At 71.9% G+C, this 15,031-nt stretch carries 12 protein-coding genes; 6 read left to right on the top strand and 6 right to left on the bottom strand.

Translation table 11 applies throughout. The features are described 5' to 3' along the window. Positions 1-12 precede the first annotated feature (12 nt). Both IPH07_38460 and IPH07_38465 read right to left on the bottom strand, forming a co-directional pair. Positions 13-954, bottom strand: coding sequence for a LysR family transcriptional regulator (locus tag IPH07_38460; protein ID MBK6923335.1), 942 nt, complete (start codon positions 952-954; stop codon positions 13-15). 145 nt (positions 955-1,099) lie between these two features. Next, complete coding sequence (locus IPH07_38465) at positions 1,100-1,798, bottom strand: hypothetical protein (protein ID MBK6923336.1); 699 nt, start codon at positions 1,796-1,798, stop codon at positions 1,100-1,102. Positions 1,799-1,982: 184 nt separating this feature from the next. On the opposite strand from IPH07_38465, the gene IPH07_38470 reads away from it, so the two are divergent. The 5 genes from IPH07_38470 (at position 1,983) to IPH07_38490 (ending at position 8,394) form a co-directional block, all read left to right on the top strand. Next, a complete protein-coding gene (locus IPH07_38470) occupies positions 1,983-3,020 on the top strand; it encodes a hypothetical protein (GenBank protein MBK6923337.1) in 1,038 nt (345 codons plus the stop codon). 122 nt (positions 3,021-3,142) lie between these two features. After that, complete coding sequence (locus tag IPH07_38475) at positions 3,143-4,414, top strand: sigma-70 family RNA polymerase sigma factor (protein ID MBK6923338.1); 1,272 nt, start codon at positions 3,143-3,145, stop codon at positions 4,412-4,414. Positions 4,415-4,525: 111 nt separating this feature from the next. Next, positions 4,526-5,011 (top strand): thioredoxin TrxC, encoded by a 486-nt coding sequence (gene trxC, locus IPH07_38480; GenBank protein ID MBK6923339.1) that lies wholly within the window; start codon positions 4,526-4,528, stop codon positions 5,009-5,011. A 177-nt stretch (positions 5,012-5,188) separates the two neighbouring features. After that, positions 5,189-6,901: a DUF1592 domain-containing protein gene (locus IPH07_38485; protein ID MBK6923340.1), complete on the top strand. Its 1,713-nt coding sequence runs from the start codon at positions 5,189-5,191 to the stop codon at positions 6,899-6,901. Next, positions 6,898-8,394, top strand: coding sequence for a DUF1552 domain-containing protein (locus IPH07_38490; protein MBK6923341.1), 1,497 nt, complete (start codon positions 6,898-6,900; stop codon positions 8,392-8,394). Before IPH07_38485 ends, IPH07_38490 begins: the two co-directional genes overlap by 4 nt. On the opposite strand, the gene IPH07_38495 is transcribed toward IPH07_38490, so the two are convergent. The 4 genes from IPH07_38495 to IPH07_38510 form a co-directional block, all read right to left on the bottom strand. After that, complete coding sequence (locus tag IPH07_38495; protein ID MBK6923342.1) at positions 8,383-9,153, bottom strand: thrombospondin type 3 repeat-containing protein; 771 nt, start codon at positions 9,151-9,153, stop codon at positions 8,383-8,385. The genes IPH07_38490 and IPH07_38495 overlap by 12 nt on opposite strands. A 167-nt stretch (positions 9,154-9,320) precedes the next feature. After that, positions 9,321-10,154 carry a hypothetical protein gene (locus IPH07_38500; GenBank protein MBK6923343.1) on the bottom strand — a complete coding sequence of 278 codons (834 nt, stop codon included), beginning with the start codon at positions 10,152-10,154 and terminating at the stop codon, positions 9,321-9,323. Positions 10,155-10,172: 18 nt separating this feature from the next. Next, positions 10,173-11,786, bottom strand: a complete 1,614-nt coding sequence (locus IPH07_38505) for a hypothetical protein (GenBank protein MBK6923344.1) — start codon at positions 11,784-11,786, stop codon at positions 10,173-10,175. A gap of 88 nt (positions 11,787-11,874) precedes the next feature. After that, positions 11,875-12,738: a calcium-binding protein gene (locus tag IPH07_38510; GenBank protein ID MBK6923345.1), complete on the bottom strand. Its 864-nt coding sequence runs from the start codon at positions 12,736-12,738 to the stop codon at positions 11,875-11,877. A 388-nt stretch (positions 12,739-13,126) separates the two neighbouring features. Between IPH07_38510 and IPH07_38515 the strand changes: the two genes are divergently transcribed. Beyond that, positions 13,127-14,761: a VCBS repeat-containing protein gene (locus IPH07_38515; GenBank protein MBK6923346.1), complete on the top strand. Its 1,635-nt coding sequence runs from the start codon at positions 13,127-13,129 to the stop codon at positions 14,759-14,761. Positions 14,762-15,031 lie beyond the last annotated feature (270 nt).

Here is a 15,031-nt window from a genome sequence, read left to right on the forward strand (position 1 = left end):
CGCGCGAACCCTTCAGGGTGACTGCGCAGTCGCGCCGCCCCGCGTGGCGGCGACCGGGTCCGCAACGCCGAACAAGCGACCCAAGAAGTCGAGCACGGCCCGGATCCTCGCTGCGCCCATGAGATCGCGATGCACCGCTTGCCACACCACGCGCGGCTCGGGCCCCTGGCCCGGTGCTCCGGCAGCGCCCGGCAGCGCGATGCGACGCAACGCCGGCTCGGCGTCGGCGACGCGACACGGCAGCAGCGCGATGCCGACGCCAGCGATGGCGGCCGACATGATCGACGACACGCTGTCGGAACGCAGCGCGACCTCGGCGTTGGGCGCAAACTGATCGAACCACTCGTTCTCGCGTCGGAACGCGCGCGTGTCGGCGAAGCCGACGCAGCGATGACCGCCGAAGCCGTCCTGCCCGTTGCTGCCAGGCTCGCCGAGCTCCTCGACGTAGCCGTGCGAGGCGTACAGCGCCAGATCGATCACGAACAGGCGCTTGACCACGACGTCGTCCTGGTGGGGCCGGGCCAGTCGCAGCGCGATGTCGGCCTCGCGACGGCCGAGATCGACGTCGCGGTTGGTACAGGCGAGCTCGAGCTTGATGTCGGGGTAGCGGCGATTGAAGCGATGCAGGTGCGGCGCGATGAAGCGCGTCGAGAGCATCTCGGTCGCGGCCAGTCGCACGTTGCCGGCGAGTCGCTGATCCTCGCCCTCGACATCGCGCATCGCCGCGATGATCTCGCGCTCGATGGCCTCGGCCCGCGGCAGGATGCGGGTGCCCGCGGCGGTGGGCACGTAGCCCTTGGCGGTGCGATCGAACAGCCTGGCATCGACCGCTTGCTCGAGCCGAGCGAGGCGACGGCCTACGGTCGTCGCGTCGAGCCCGAGCGAGGTGGCGGCCCCTGCGAGCGTGCCGCTGCGCACGATCGCGAGAAAGAACCGCACGTCGTCCCAGTCCATGCTCGGGCATTTTCGCAGGCAAATCGCCCCCGCGCGACCTGCATTCGCGCAGACCCTCGCTGCGGTCGCCTTCGCGCGATCACGGCCCCGCCTCGCGCTCCGACCGGAGGCTCGAGGCGGGCATGGGCGCACCGCGGTGGGCGAGCTAAGGGCAGCGATGGGCGACGAACTCGACGTCGGCGTCGAAGTCGAATGAGACCGCGTCTTCGATGTGTCCGCTGATCGTTCCCTCGTCGAGCGACTCGATCACCAACGACCCCTCGAGCGTGCCTCCGCCCCAGTAGCACTCGTCGTTCTCGTCGAGCGGTCCGGTCGCGGTCTGTGTGCCGTTGAGGTCGGGGAACAGCTCGAACGTCCCAGCGGCGGCGTCGGCCGGCAGCGTGAAGCTGACGCGCCATGCTCCGCAGGCCAGCGCGGCGTAGGGATCGTCGCAGTTGTCGGCGCCGGTCGAGATGATCACGTGCAGCGCATCGGGATCGATGTCGCTGCCGCCGTCACCGGCACCCGAGCCGCCACCGGTGTCGGTGCTGCCGACGTCGATGTCGGGGAGATCGCCGAAGCGCATGAAATACGCGTGCATCGGCTGCGGCTCCGGCGGATCGACCGGGCAATCGTCGCCTTCGCAGCCGACACCCGAGGTCGCGCCACTACCCACCGAGGTGCCGGGCTCGTCGGTGTCCGCCTCGGTCTCGTTGCCGTCGTCGTCTTGCCCCGCGTCGTCTTGCTCGATCGCACCGTCGTCGCCGGGCACCAGCGGCTTCGGATCACACGCGGTCGCGACCGCGAGCACGCCACCGGCGAGCACCACTGCACCACCACGCATCCACACGTCCAACCCACCCATTCGCGCCATCTTCGACATCCAAGCCATGACACACTCCTCGTTCCATCCAAGTCGCGCCCGGTCGGGCCGCTGCAACCGCGGCCCCGCGCACCGGGCTTCGTAGGAGCAATGCCCGCGGTCGGTCGGCGTTCGTGGTTGCCGCGGTTTTTTTCCCGCCGCGGGCTCCTGGTAGTCTTCGCGGGCCGTGTTCGCCTGGTTTGCGCTGAGCGCGTGGGCCCTCTCCGGGGCACCCGGGCAGGACGACGGCGCGTGGCTGCGGTGGCAGGCGCCCAGCGAGTGTCCCGACGCGGCGGTGCTGTCGGGCCGCATCGCAGCGCTGGCGGGGCGCAGCGTGAGCGACGACGATCTCGCCACCGTGCCGTCGCTCCAGCTCGCGGGCGAGATCACGCGCAGTGGCGACGGGTATCGCCTGCAGCTGCGCGTGACCCACGGCGACGAGGTCGACGCGCGCACCCTCGATGCCGAGCACTGCGAGACCCTGACCGAAGCCGCCGCGCTGGTCGCCAGCGTCGGCTGGGATCCGGTCGCGACGGTGCACGCGCTCGAGCTGCCGTCGGCCGACGATCTCGCCGAGCTTCCGGAGCCGCTGGGCGATCCGGTCGGGGTTCCCCGCGAGGTGCGGCCGCCGACGCGCAGCGGCACGCGCGTGCGCGAGCAGAGGCAAGCGCCGCGAGCGGGGTCGCGAGAGCGCACGATCGCGTGGTGGCTGCGGGCGCGCGGTGGCGTGGGCGTGGGCGTCGTGCCGCGGGTCGACGCGCTCGTCGATCTCGCGCTCGGGATCGGCACCTCGCGCGTGCGGGGCGAGCTGCTCGGTGCGTGGGCGTCCCCGCGCACCATCGGTGCCGATGCGCTGCGTCTGCGCGTGCAGTTGGGAAGCGTCACGCCGCGGGTGTGCGCGACGCTGCCCCAGGGCCGCATCGATCTCGTCGCGTGTGGCGGCGTCGCGCTGGGCGCGATGCGAGGCGTGCGCGCCGAGGCGGCCGGGCGCGTGGTGCCATGGATTGCCGCGCACGCCGAGGTCGGTCTGCGCATCGTCGTCACGCCGCGGCTGTCGGCGTGGCTGTCGGCGGTGATCGAGCTCCCGCTGCGCTACCCCCGATTCGTCGTCCATGCCGCCGCCGATGCCGGCCGCACCCGCGAGCTGTTCCGCCCTCAGGTGGCCGGGCTGCGGGGCCTCGCGGGCCTCGAGGTCCGCCTGCGCGGCGTCGATAAACGTCAATGATCCCCACCGCTTGATGGCCGGTCCCCGGCGCCGTGGGCGGGCCGACCACGAAAGCCCGTCGCATCCGGCCATGAGACAATGTCGGGGCGGCGGGTCCTTCGCCTCGCCACCGGCCAACGACGATGAGTGCGGCGAGCTCCGGGGTGTACGACGACGTTGGTGCGGGGGTCCATGGCGGCCTCGCGCCGACGAGCTTCGCGGCGTTGTACCGCGAGCATGCTGCGTTCACGTGGGCGGTGCTGCGTCGCCTCGGCGTACAGCCTGCGGCCATCGATGACGCGATGCAGGAGCTGTGGGTCACCGCGCATCGCCGCCTCGCGACGCTGCACGGCCCGACGGCCGCGCGTGCATGGTTGTACGGCATCGCGCGACGCGTGGTCTCCCACCAGCGTCGCACCGAGCAACGCCACCGTCGCAAGATCGACGCGCTCGAGCACGCGGTCACACCCGATCCGGATCGCACCGACGTCGCGGGTTCGCTGGTGGTGGAGTCGATCCTCGCGGGGCTCGACGATCGCGTGCGCGAGGCCTTCGTGCTCAGCGAGCTCGAGGGCTGGACCGCCGCCGAGATCGCCAAGGCCACCGGCGCCAACGCGAACACGGTGTCGTGGCGCGTGCGGGTGGCGAAGCAGGAGCTGCGCGAGCGCTTCGCCGACGACGCGCGGGCCGGCGCCGCCGTCATCGATCTGCGCGAGCGCACCAAGGCCTCGAAGCGCGTCACGCAGCACTGCTGGTTGTCGATCGCGCCGGCGGTGGGCAAGGCCGCTGCCGCCGGTGGCACCGTCGCGGTGACGTCGTTCGGCGCGCTCAAGCTCGCGGCGATCGCTGCGACCCTCACGGTCGCGGCAGGCCTCGCGATCGAGGCTGCGCGGCCAGCTGCGCCCGAGCGCGGCACGAGTTCGAGCGTCGAGCCCGTGGGTCACGGCGCCGTGGCGGTGGGCGGTGTCGATGCCGATCAGGCCCCGGCGATCATCCCGGCGGTCGTCGCTTCGCCCGTCGACCCCTCGCGGCTGCCGGTTGGTGATCTCGATCCGCCGCGACGCGCGGGCGTCGGACGCAGCGCCGCCCCGACCGTGCCACCACCGCCCTCACCCTCGAACGTCGACGCCGCCCAATCAGGCGGCGACGCGATGGATCCCGACGACGTCGCGATGCTCTCGCGCGCGCAGCAGGCCCTACAGGCCGGCCGCCTCGACGAGGCCGATGCCGAGCTCCGCGAGCACCGTCGGCGCTTCCCCGGCAGTCGCCTGGCCGACCTCCGGGAGCTGGTCGAGCTGAGCCTCCTGTGCCGCTCGGGTCGCCGTGAGGACGCGCGCCGCCGCATCGACGCCGCGCTCGCGCAGACCTCGAGCGCGGCGCGACGGGCGAAGCTGGAATCCACCTGCCCCGAGTGAACGACGTTCACTCGCCGGTAGCGCCCGCGATCGACCGAACGATCGCGGTGACGACAAGTTTGCCGGCACGGTGCCGAAGGGCGGCGCTTGGCGGATGCCCTGTGGCGACCCATGCTCGCGCCCATGGCCCACGGTCCGACGCTCCGCTGTCCGCAGTGCAACCAGGCCAACCGTGTACCGTGGTCGCGGCTCGCCGATCACGGACGCTGCGGCTCGTGCGGCACGCAGCTGCCGATGCTCGACCACCCGATCGAGGTCGACACGACCACGTTCGACGAGGCGATCCGGGCCTCGGCGGTACCCGTGCTCGTCGACTTCTGGGCGCCATGGTGTGGCCCGTGCCGCTCGTTCGCGCCGCAGCTCCAACGCGTCGCGGCGGAGGCCGACGGTCGCTTCGTGGTCGTGAAGGTCGACACCGAGCGCAACCCTGAGATCGCCGCGCGCCACGGCGTGCAGTCGATCCCGACCATTGCCGTGTTCCGCCACGGTCGCGAGCTGGCGCGTGACGCCGGGGCCCGACCAGCAGCGGCGGTGCGCGCCTTCGTCGACCAGGCCATCGGCGACCGCTCGGCGCGGATGTCCGCGCGTCGCTGGTGATCCGCACCATCTCTCGCGCGGCCTCGTGCACGATCGTCGGTGAAAATCGGAAGTCCTGCCGATGGTGCGCGTCAGCGTGCCTGGCTAGCCTGACGGGGAACGTGGGCGTGCTCTGGCGCCTGCGAGGCTCGGGGGGACGGCATGGCGAGGACGGCGACGAGGACGATTGCGGGCGCGATGCTGCTCGCGCTGGGTTTGCCGGGCTGCTACGGCGGGCTCGGGGGCTCCGACGGCGCCGGCGGTGACGGTGCCGGCGACGCGTCGGGCGGCTCCGACGAGGGCGGATCGGGTGGCGACGACGGCGGTGACGATGGTGTGGAGGCGGCCTGCGATCCCAGCGTGCCGCCACGGGCGAGCCTGCTGCGGATGAGCCGCACCAACTACGTGCACGCGCTCGAGTCGATCTTCGGCGCGGCAGCCGTCGCGGCGATCCGGCCCACGGTCGACACCCTGCCGGTCGCCAAGGCCGGCGTGTTCGCGACCGAGGTGCCGCCGGTCGGCTTCACCGAGGTCTCGGCCTACTTCAAGATCGCCGACGCGCTCGCGCAGGAGCTCACCAAGGACGACGTTGCGCTCGCGGCCCTGGACGCCTGCCTCCCGAGCGTGCCGGCCGGCGCCGACGCCAGCAGCGACGCGTGCCTGGTCGGCTTCGTCGATGCGCTCGGACCCAAGGTGCTGCGGCGACCGCTGACCGCCGACGATCGCACGCGGCTGGCCGCGGACTACGCCGTCGGGGGCGGCGAGAGCGTGGGCGAGGGTGTCGCGACGTTGCTGCTGGCGCTGCTCATCGACCCGGCGTTCCTCTACTTCGTCGAGACGCAAGGGGACGAACTGTCGCCCGGCATCGCTGCGCTCACCGATCACGAGCTCGCCGCGCGTCTGGCCCGTGTGCTGTGGGACGACGTGCCCGACGACGAGTTGCTCGCGGCCGCCGACGCCGGGCTCGACGATGACGCGCTCGCGGTGCAGGTCGATCGCATGCTCGCCGATGGGCGGGCCCGCACTGCGTTCGAGCGCTTCACCGCCGACTGGCTGGCGCTCGACGTGATGCCCGAGCCCTCGCCGGTGTTGTTCCCCGACGCCGCCGCCCGTGCGGCGCTGCGCGACGACATGCGCGCCGAGCTGCTCGCGTTCGCGTCGACGGTCGCGTTCGACCAGCACGGTGGCTACGCCGAGCTCCTGCTCGATCGCACGACCACGATCGGCACGCCCGAGCTCGCGCAGATCTACGGCGTCGAGCCCGGCGCGAACACGCTCCCCGACGACCGTGCGGGCCTGCTCTCGCGCGCGGGCTGGCTGGCGACGCCGCAGGTGATCCGATCGGATGCCGGCCACATCATCAAGCGTGGTCGACGGCTCGGCGAGTTCCTGTGTCGGCCGGTGCCACCGCCCGATCCGGGCAACTTCCCCACCGAGGATCCCGCCGATCCCGCCAACAACCCCGAGCAGGGCATCCGCGAGCGCTTCCAAACCGCTGCCGCCGAGCCGCAGTGCGCCGGCTGCCACAAGCTGCTCGATGCCTACGGCGCGCCGTTCGGGCACTACGGCGCCGCTGGGCAGTGGATCGACGTCGAGACCGTCGACGTCGACGGCACGCCCGTGGGCATCGCGATCGACACCGCCAGCACGATCACGCTCGACGACGACATCGCGGTCGCGGACCCGGTCGCGCTGTCCGAGGCGATCGCCGCCAGCGACGTGGGGCCACAGTGCCTCGCCGATCAGCTGACGCGAAACCTCGTGGCGCACCCGCCCGACGACGGCGACGCCTGCCTGCGGGCCGCGGCGCGCGAGGCCTTGGCACCGGCCGACGGTGCCCCGCAGTCGCTGCGCGACGCGATCGTGCGCTTGGTGAGCTCGGACCACTTTCGTCAGGTGTCGCTGCCATGAACACGCCACGAACCATCGGCCGTCGTCACTTCCTGCTCGGGGCCGGCGGCGCCGCGCTGGTCATCCCCACGCTGTCGTCGTTGTTCGGCCGCGAGGCGGCGGCCGGCGAGCCTGCACGCCCGCGCAACTTCGTCAGCTGGCGCATCGCCAACGGCTTCTACGGTCAGCAGTGGTACCCGAGCGCCGCGAACTCGGCGGCGCTGCAGGTGGTCGAGCCCAACGTGCGCGAGCTGGCACTCACCGACATCCAGGGGCCAGTGTCGGAGATCCTCGACGCGCGCTTCGATCCGTTCCGCGCCAAGTCGAACCTCCTGCGTCACATCGATCGGCTCGACTGGGGCGATCACAACGCGGCCAGCGGGCTGCTCGGGTGGTCCGACAGCGCAGCGTCGCTGGCTGGCATCGACGTCGCCGGGCTGGCGCCATCGATCGACCAGATCATGGCCACGCGCCTGGGGGCCGGCCTGTGGGTGCCGCTCAACCTCACGGTGCACTGGTCCGCCGAGGGGCGCTCACCGTCGTGCTCGACCACGCCCCAGGGCGCGCTGGTGTTCGAGCCGGGCCTGTTCCCCGAGCAGGCCTTCGCCACGCTCTTCACCGGTTTCGACGCCGACGCGACGGTGGTCGCACGCCTGCGTGCGCAGCGACTGACGATGGTCGATCGGGTGCTCGAGCACTACGGCGCGTTGCGCAATCACCCCCGCCTCTCGACGGCCGATCGCGACGCGCTCGATCAACACATCGAGCACATGCATACGCTCGAGCTGCAGCTGGCCAACCCGATCGATTGCGGCCCGCCGACCCAGCCCGGCGTCTACGATTGGACGCCCGAGGCGGTCAACGCAGCCGCGCAGTCGCAGGTCGACATCGCGGTCGCTGCGCTGCGCTGCGGGCTGACCCACGTGGTGAACTTCTACCTCGACCCCGACACGCTGCTGAACGAGGCGTTGCACGGTGTGATCGGCGGTCATCACGGCGCCTCGCACGATAGCAGCGCGGCCGCGGTGCAGAGCATCCTCAACGCGCACCGGTGGTCGACCGGCTATCTCTTCGACTTCCTCGCCAAGCTCGACGAGACGCCCAACCTCGACGGCACCACCTTGCTCGACGATTCGCTGGTGCTCTTCAACAACGAGATCGGCAACCAATCTGGTGCCTCGGGCGGCGACAGCCCCGGTGACTTCGACAACAACCATATCGGCGTCGACTGCCAGGTGCTGCTGGTCGGATCGTGTGGCGGCGCGCTGCGGACCGGCAGCTACCTCGACTACCGCACCGACTTCACGCGCTCGCGGTGGTCGCAGTACATCGGCACCGCCTACAATCGCGTTCTCGTCACGTGCATGCTCGCGATGGGCCTCGAGCCCGACGACTGGGAGGTCGGGGGCACGCCGGGCTACGGCGATCGGCGTGGCGCGCAGTACGACATGACGCCGCTCGATCAGGTCGTGATCGGCGATCTGCGGGCGATGCTGCCGCGGCTAGGAGCCTGACGGCAGCTTCGAGGGCGGTGCCGCCTCGAGCTCGCCGGTGGGCACCTCGTCGGGGACTGCAGGAGGCGCCGCGACGGTGCAGCCGTCCACGCCGGTGCCGGCCTCGCTCGGACATGCGTCGTGCCGATCGACCACGCCGTCCCCGTCGGCATCGGCGGGGGCGCAGCCGTCGACACCGGCGCCCGCGACCGCAGGGCAGCGATCCTGTGCGTCGCGGATACCATCACCATCCCGATCGCCGGAGTCGTCGGCGCGGTGTTCATGCCCGTTGGCGTGCTCGTGCCGGTGGCCGCGGCGGCGCCCGAGCGTCACGCTCACACCGAACAAGACCTCGCCGTGACTCGCGACCACGCGCCGCTGCTGTGCGGCGGGACCTAGCACGTGGCGCCCCTCGAGGCGCAGCGCGACCCAGGGCGAGGCCATGAGCTTGAGACCGACGCCGTAGTGACCGATCGGATCGACGTCATTGCCCAGCGCGTCGCGGGGCGAGCGGATGCCGCCGAGGCCGTAGCCGGCGATCGCGAACGGCACCAGCCGGAACAGCGGCAGCTGCAGGATGCCCGAGACCCGCAGGCCGTAGAGGAACGCCGGCTGCCCGCCGTACTTCGCGGCGGTCCACATGCCCGCGAACTCGCCCTCGATGCCGAGGAACGACAGCGGATAGTAGGCCACGCGCGCGCCCACATCGGGTGCCGCGCGACGCAGGCGGCGGTAGCCGAGCCCGACGTCGTAGAAGTCGTGGGGCTTGGCGATCACCATCACACCACCGAAGACGCCGAGCTCCCACAGGCGGCGGGTCGGTCGATGACGACGGATCCACGGCGCGTCGTCGTCGGCTCCCGCTGCACGCTCGGGCGGCGCAGGCGGGGGCGCCCACGCGAGTGCGGCACCGGCGTGGAGACTCGAGGCGAGCAACCATCCTGCGATCACGGCGACTCCTCCAGGTACGGGCTGCTCAACGGGGCGACGAAGGTGCCGACGCCGTCGGCGTCGCCCACCAGGGGGATCGCGACGACGCCCGCGAAGCCGCCGTGGAAGGCGTCGTCGACGAACGCACCGGTCCAGTCGAACGGCAGCTTGATGAAGCCTGCGATGTCGTACTCGATGGTGCCGTGACCGGCACCGTTCGCGAACGTGCCCTCGATGGTGTACTCGAGGTCGAGCGTGGTGATGATCGCGTTGAGCGTGCAGCTGCCGCCCGAGAACATCACGCCCTCGCCGTCGTAGTCGACCACGAGCGCAATCGGTCCGGTGCAGTGCGGCGTCAGCGGGATGCCCTGGAACATCACAGCGATCGCGAGATCTGCGGTTCCCTCGTAGGTGCCGGTCCAGCGCGATTGCACGTAGATGCCACCGACGCTGGCCACCAGGCGGCTGCCGTCGTCGAAGCGCGCAGTCGCGGAGATCTGGTAGGCGCCGGGCTCGAGCTCGACCTCGCCGTCGTCACCGACGAACAGCGTCTTGCCGCCGGCATCGGTGTTCCACACGATGTCCTCGTGGGCGAGCGGCAGCCCCAGCTCGTCGAGCACCTCGGCCGACAGCGGCATCGGCTCGCCGAGGTAGTGGATCGACGGCGACTGCGGCTCGTACAGCTGCAGTCGCGCGGCGTCGGCCGGTGGGCCGCCGCTGTCGTCGCCGGCCTCGCTGCCGCCGGTGTCGTCGTCGGCCTCGATCGGCCACTCATCGGAGGTGCAGCCGCCGACGCCGACGGCTGCGGTCGCGAGCGCGACCAACCATGAAGGCGCTTGTCCCCATCGCACGACGCGGACGTTACCACGTCACCGCGCACGGCCGCGCGGCCGCAACACCTGCAGCTCCGCTGCGAGGCCGCCGAGATCGACCTTGGCGCGCGACTGTACACGCACGCCCGGATGTTCAGCCGTGACCTGCGGCGCCGGCGACAGCCACACGATGCGGCCGCGCTCGTCGAGCATCGAGCACCAGTGGTCGAGCGCGGCGTGCAACAGCTCGGCCGGCGGTACGTCGCCCACCACCCGGTGGCCCATCGGTGGGTTGGTCAGGATCAACGTCGGGCGCCGCGGCAGCCGGACCTCGCGGGCATCGGCGTGCAGCAGCATGCAGCGCTCGACCCCCGCGGCCCGCAGGTTGTCGCCGGCGACCGCGAGCGCGGCGGCGTCGAGGTCGGTGCCGAACAGCGCGCGGTAGGGGCCCAGGCGCGCGCGCTCGACGAGCTCGGCACCAGCGCCCACGAAGGGGTCCCACACGATGTCGTCCGCCTCCACGCCGGCGACCCGCGCGAGCGCGGCGGCGACCGTCGGGTGCGACGACGCCGGCACGGCACCGGTCCGCCAGGTGAAGCGCGGGTCATCGATGCGCGGCACGAGCTCGATCGCGACCCGGCCGTCGCGGTCGTCGACACTGACCTGCCATGGCGCTTCGCGGGGATCGTTGACCAGCTCGGGGCATAGCTCGGCGAGCGCCGCGGCCACGCGGAAGGTCGCCGCGCGGTGGTGACCGCCGCGCTTCCACGCCAGCCGCCAACGCACGGGGCCGCGGGTCAGGCCATGGAGGATCGACTGCGCCGGCTCGCCGGCGAGCGCGCGCACGACCGTGTCCTCGACGCTGCCGCGGCCGCGGCCGGATGACATCGGCAGTGCAATCGACAGCTGCATGAACACGCGGGCCTCGAACAGCGCCCGCAGCGGGCCGGCAGTGCGCACCACGGTCGGTCCACCCTTGCGCACGAGCACGCGGGTGATGCCGAGCGCGGCCAGCTCGTCGTGCAGGATCGCCTCGAACCCGCGGCGCACGACCAGCGTGACCTCGATGGCATCGGGGAGCACGGCGTCGAGATCGATCACGCTGGCCTCGCGTCGCGCGAGCTCGCGGGTCAGCTTGAGCTGGGCCTCGCCGACGATGCGCGCGAGCTCGGGATCGCCGCTGGCGTCGACGCCGGCGAGTAGCGACAGCGCCGCCTCGGCGCCGGACTGTCCCAGCGCCGCGGCGATCACCCGGCGTTCCTCGGCGCTCGGCGCCCGTGTCCACGCCTCGCACAGCGACGATTCGTGGGCGGGATCCTCGAGCTTGCCGAGCGCGGCCGCGGCCCGACGCCGCGTCAGGCCGTCGGCGTCGTGCAGGCGCGCCGACAACCACGACGCCAGCGCGTCGCGGCGCGCGGCCAGCCCGGGTTCGTCGCTGCGGGCCAGTCGACCGATCAGCTCACACACGCGTGCGCGCGCGGCCCCGTCGCTGCCGTCGAAGGCCGCCAGCGCCGCGTCGCAGGCGAGCAGCGGCACCCGCAGCAGCGCACGCAGGGCCCCGCGCGCGGCCTCGTCGTCGCCGAGCAGCGCCAACAGGCCCGCGAGCTCGCGGGCCGACGGCGTGTAGCCGGGATCGGCGGTTGCCGAGATCAGTGCGTCGCGGTCGCGCATCGGCGGCGGGGCGCGCGAGCTGGCACGCGCGGGCGCGGCGATGGTCGACCGCGCCACCGGTCGCGGTCAAGCGCGGCCCCGCGGCCGATCAGCGACAGGGCAGGTGGACATCGACGATCTCGCCGGTCGAGGTGCGCCCGCCCGGACCGCGGAACTCGAAGCTCGCGCGCTCGAGCCCGCAGTTGCCGGCGGCATCGCAGGTCGCGCGGCGGCGGAAGCCGAGGTCGATCGAGACCAGGCTCGAGCTCGGCAGCGGCAGCAGCTCGCCCAGACCGCCGATGCGATCGTCGTCGAGGTCCTGCCACAACATCAGCTTGCCGAACTCCCGATCGGCGGCGGTGATCTTGCCGTCGCGGTTGCTGTCGAGCTCGGCGAGGGCCGCGAAGCCGTGGTCGGCGAAGCCACCTGTCGCCATCGCGGTGGCGTTGCCGAACAGCTCGCCGCCGCCGCGGATGAGGCCGTCGCCGTCGCGATCGAGCGCCAGCCACGGTGCGGTCGGCCAGTCGGTGCTCTGGCAGCTACCATCACGCGAGAGATCGAACGCGTTGGCGGTTGCCGGCGCGAAGTCGATGCCCTCGCCGAAATCCAGCACCAAGGGCGTGTTGCAGTCGGGCGTCGACCAGCTCTGGTACTCGAACGCCTCGCCGTTCCACACGCAGGCGTCGCCCAGACAGCCCTGATCGAAGCTCTCGCCCGGCGTGCACGATTGCGGTGGCAGGCACGGGGTCTCGAGCGCAGCGCCGTCGACGATGATGCAGTAGCTGTGGCCGGCGCTGCCATCGTCGAGCGTGCACTCGGCACCCTCGGCGGTGCGCCCGGGGCACAGCGGCGTGGGGTCGATGCGGACATCCTCGACGTCGACGTCGCCGTCGGTGTCGGGGATGTTCGGGTCGCTGTAGTCCGGGTCGGTGTCCTCGGCGTCGGTATCCTCGGCGTCGGTGTCCGATGCCACCGCGTCATCCCCATCATCCCCGTCATCGGGCCCCCGACTGTCAGGATCGCATCCCGCGATCGCGATGGCACACGGCACCCACCAACCCACCCAACGTCCACCCACGCCAACCATGCCCGATGCCATTGCAGCACGAATGCCAGGATCCACTGCGCGGCGAGGCACAGGGATCCCGCGCGAGGCGACGTCGGCAGCCCGCGCGGCCGCGACAGCGGTGTCGCGCGCTGCGGCGCCGATGTCCGCACTGCACCGGGGCGGGCCGCAGCCAGCCACGCTCGGTTGACAGCCCTGCGCCCGGCGTCGACGCTGGCACGAGCATCGCCCGCGATGCATGCGAGGAGCAGCGATGACCCCGAAGCGATGGATGCGGTGCCCGGTAGGTTCGACGATGACGCTCGCCCTGCTCGCCTGCGGCAGCGCGGGTGGCGGGGTCGAAGGCGGAGGCGAGACCGCAATCACGAGCCTCGACGGCGGCACCACGCCGGCCACCATGGGGGCCAGCGCGACCGAAGCGGTCGACACCAGTGCGGGCGCGACCGGCTCTCCGACCTCGGACCCCACCGGTGCGAAGTTCGACGTCGGCGGTGCCACCGACGACGTCGACACCGGCGTGATGCCGCCGTCGTGCAAGGTCACCGACGACATGGACGCGGTCGGCGAGTGCTCGAAGTCGGCGCCGCCCGACAGCTTCGAGCCCGACGTGCAGTGGACCTGGCAGGGCCCCGCGAGCGATCCGTTCAGCATCGTCGCCCCGCTGGTCGCCAACCTCACCGACGACAACGCCGACGGCGAGATCGATCTGTGCGACATCCCCGACGTGCTCGTGGTGTCCGCGAACTCGTCGGGTGCGCCGGGCGTGCTCGGGCACGCCTACGTGCTCGACGGGGAGACCGGCACCGAGCACTTCCAGATCTCGACCCCGGTCGATCACACGGTCACGCCGGCGATCGGCGACATCGACGGCGACGGGCTGCCGGAGATCGTCACCGCGGTCGCGCAGGGCTTCCTGGTCGCGTTCGAGCACGACGGCACGCTCAAGTGGACTGGCACCACGCCGTGGCCCGACGTCTACTCCGGCGCGATCGCGCTGGCCGATCTCGACAACGACGGCGACGTCGAGATCATCGCCGCCAACTTCGTGACCGATCACCTCGGCGTGCGGGTGTGGACCGCACCGGTGGCGGCGGGCAACTGGTCCGCCACCGCGGCTGCCGACCTCGACGGCGACGGAGCGCTGGAGGTCGTGCTCGGCAACGCGGCCTACCATGCCGATGGCAGCCAGTACTACTCGACGCCCCAGGTCGCGGCCGGCTACCCGCAGATCGCCGACCTCGACGACGATCCCATGCCCGAGGTGCTGGTGATGAACGGCAACGGCATCACCGTGCTCGAGCACGACGGTACCGTGAAGTACCAGGACCAGCGGCCCACCGGCGATCCGCTGGGCTTCACCGGCTGGCTGCGACCCGCCACGGTGCACGACTTCGACGGCGACCAGATTGCCGAGTACGCGGTCAGCTCGGCCAATCACTACAGCGTCTACGAGGGCGACGCGTCGATCGTGTGGTCGGCCAACGTGTCCGACCAGAGCGGCATCGCGGCCGGCACCGCCTTCGACTTCCTCGGCGACGGCATCGCCGAGGCGATGTACGCCGACGAGACCACGATGTTCATCTTCGACGGTGCCGGCGCGCCGCTGCTGACCACGCCACGCACGAGCGGCACCCTCAGCGAGTACCCGGTGGTCGCCGACATCGACAACGACGGCTCGGCCGAGATCGTCGTGGTCTCGAACCAGTACCTCGGCATGCCGTCACCGACGGTGCAGGTCATTCGCGACGTCGACGACCGGTGGATCCAGGCCCGTCGCATCTGGAACCAGCACACCTATCACGTGACCAACGTGCGCGAGGACGGCACGATCCCGCAGTACGAGCCGCCCCATCACACGCTGCTCAACACCTTCCGCACCAACGCGCAGATCGAAGACGGCGGGCTGTGCAAGCCGCCGCCGGAGGGCTGAGGCGACGGCGACGCGCGGCCCGTCGAGGTGGGCCGGCGCAACGGCATGGCGTCGGGCCGATGGGATCATGCGGCCAGATCGCGCCGCCGCAGCTCGGGGAACAACGACAAGTCGCGGTCACGCGTGACGAGGGCCTCGACCCCGTGAGCGACGCAGATTGCCGCGATGCGTGCATCGTGGATCACAGGACCGCGTACCCGGGGGCGGAGCGCGAAGGAGGCGAGGACCCGAGCGAACTCCGCTGTCTCGCCCAGAACACGCAGGCCCGGC

Source organism: Deltaproteobacteria bacterium, from assembly GCA_016709225.1.
Lineage (GTDB): Bacteria > Myxococcota_A > Polyangia > Nannocystales > Nannocystaceae > Xiheibacterium > Xiheibacterium phototrophicum.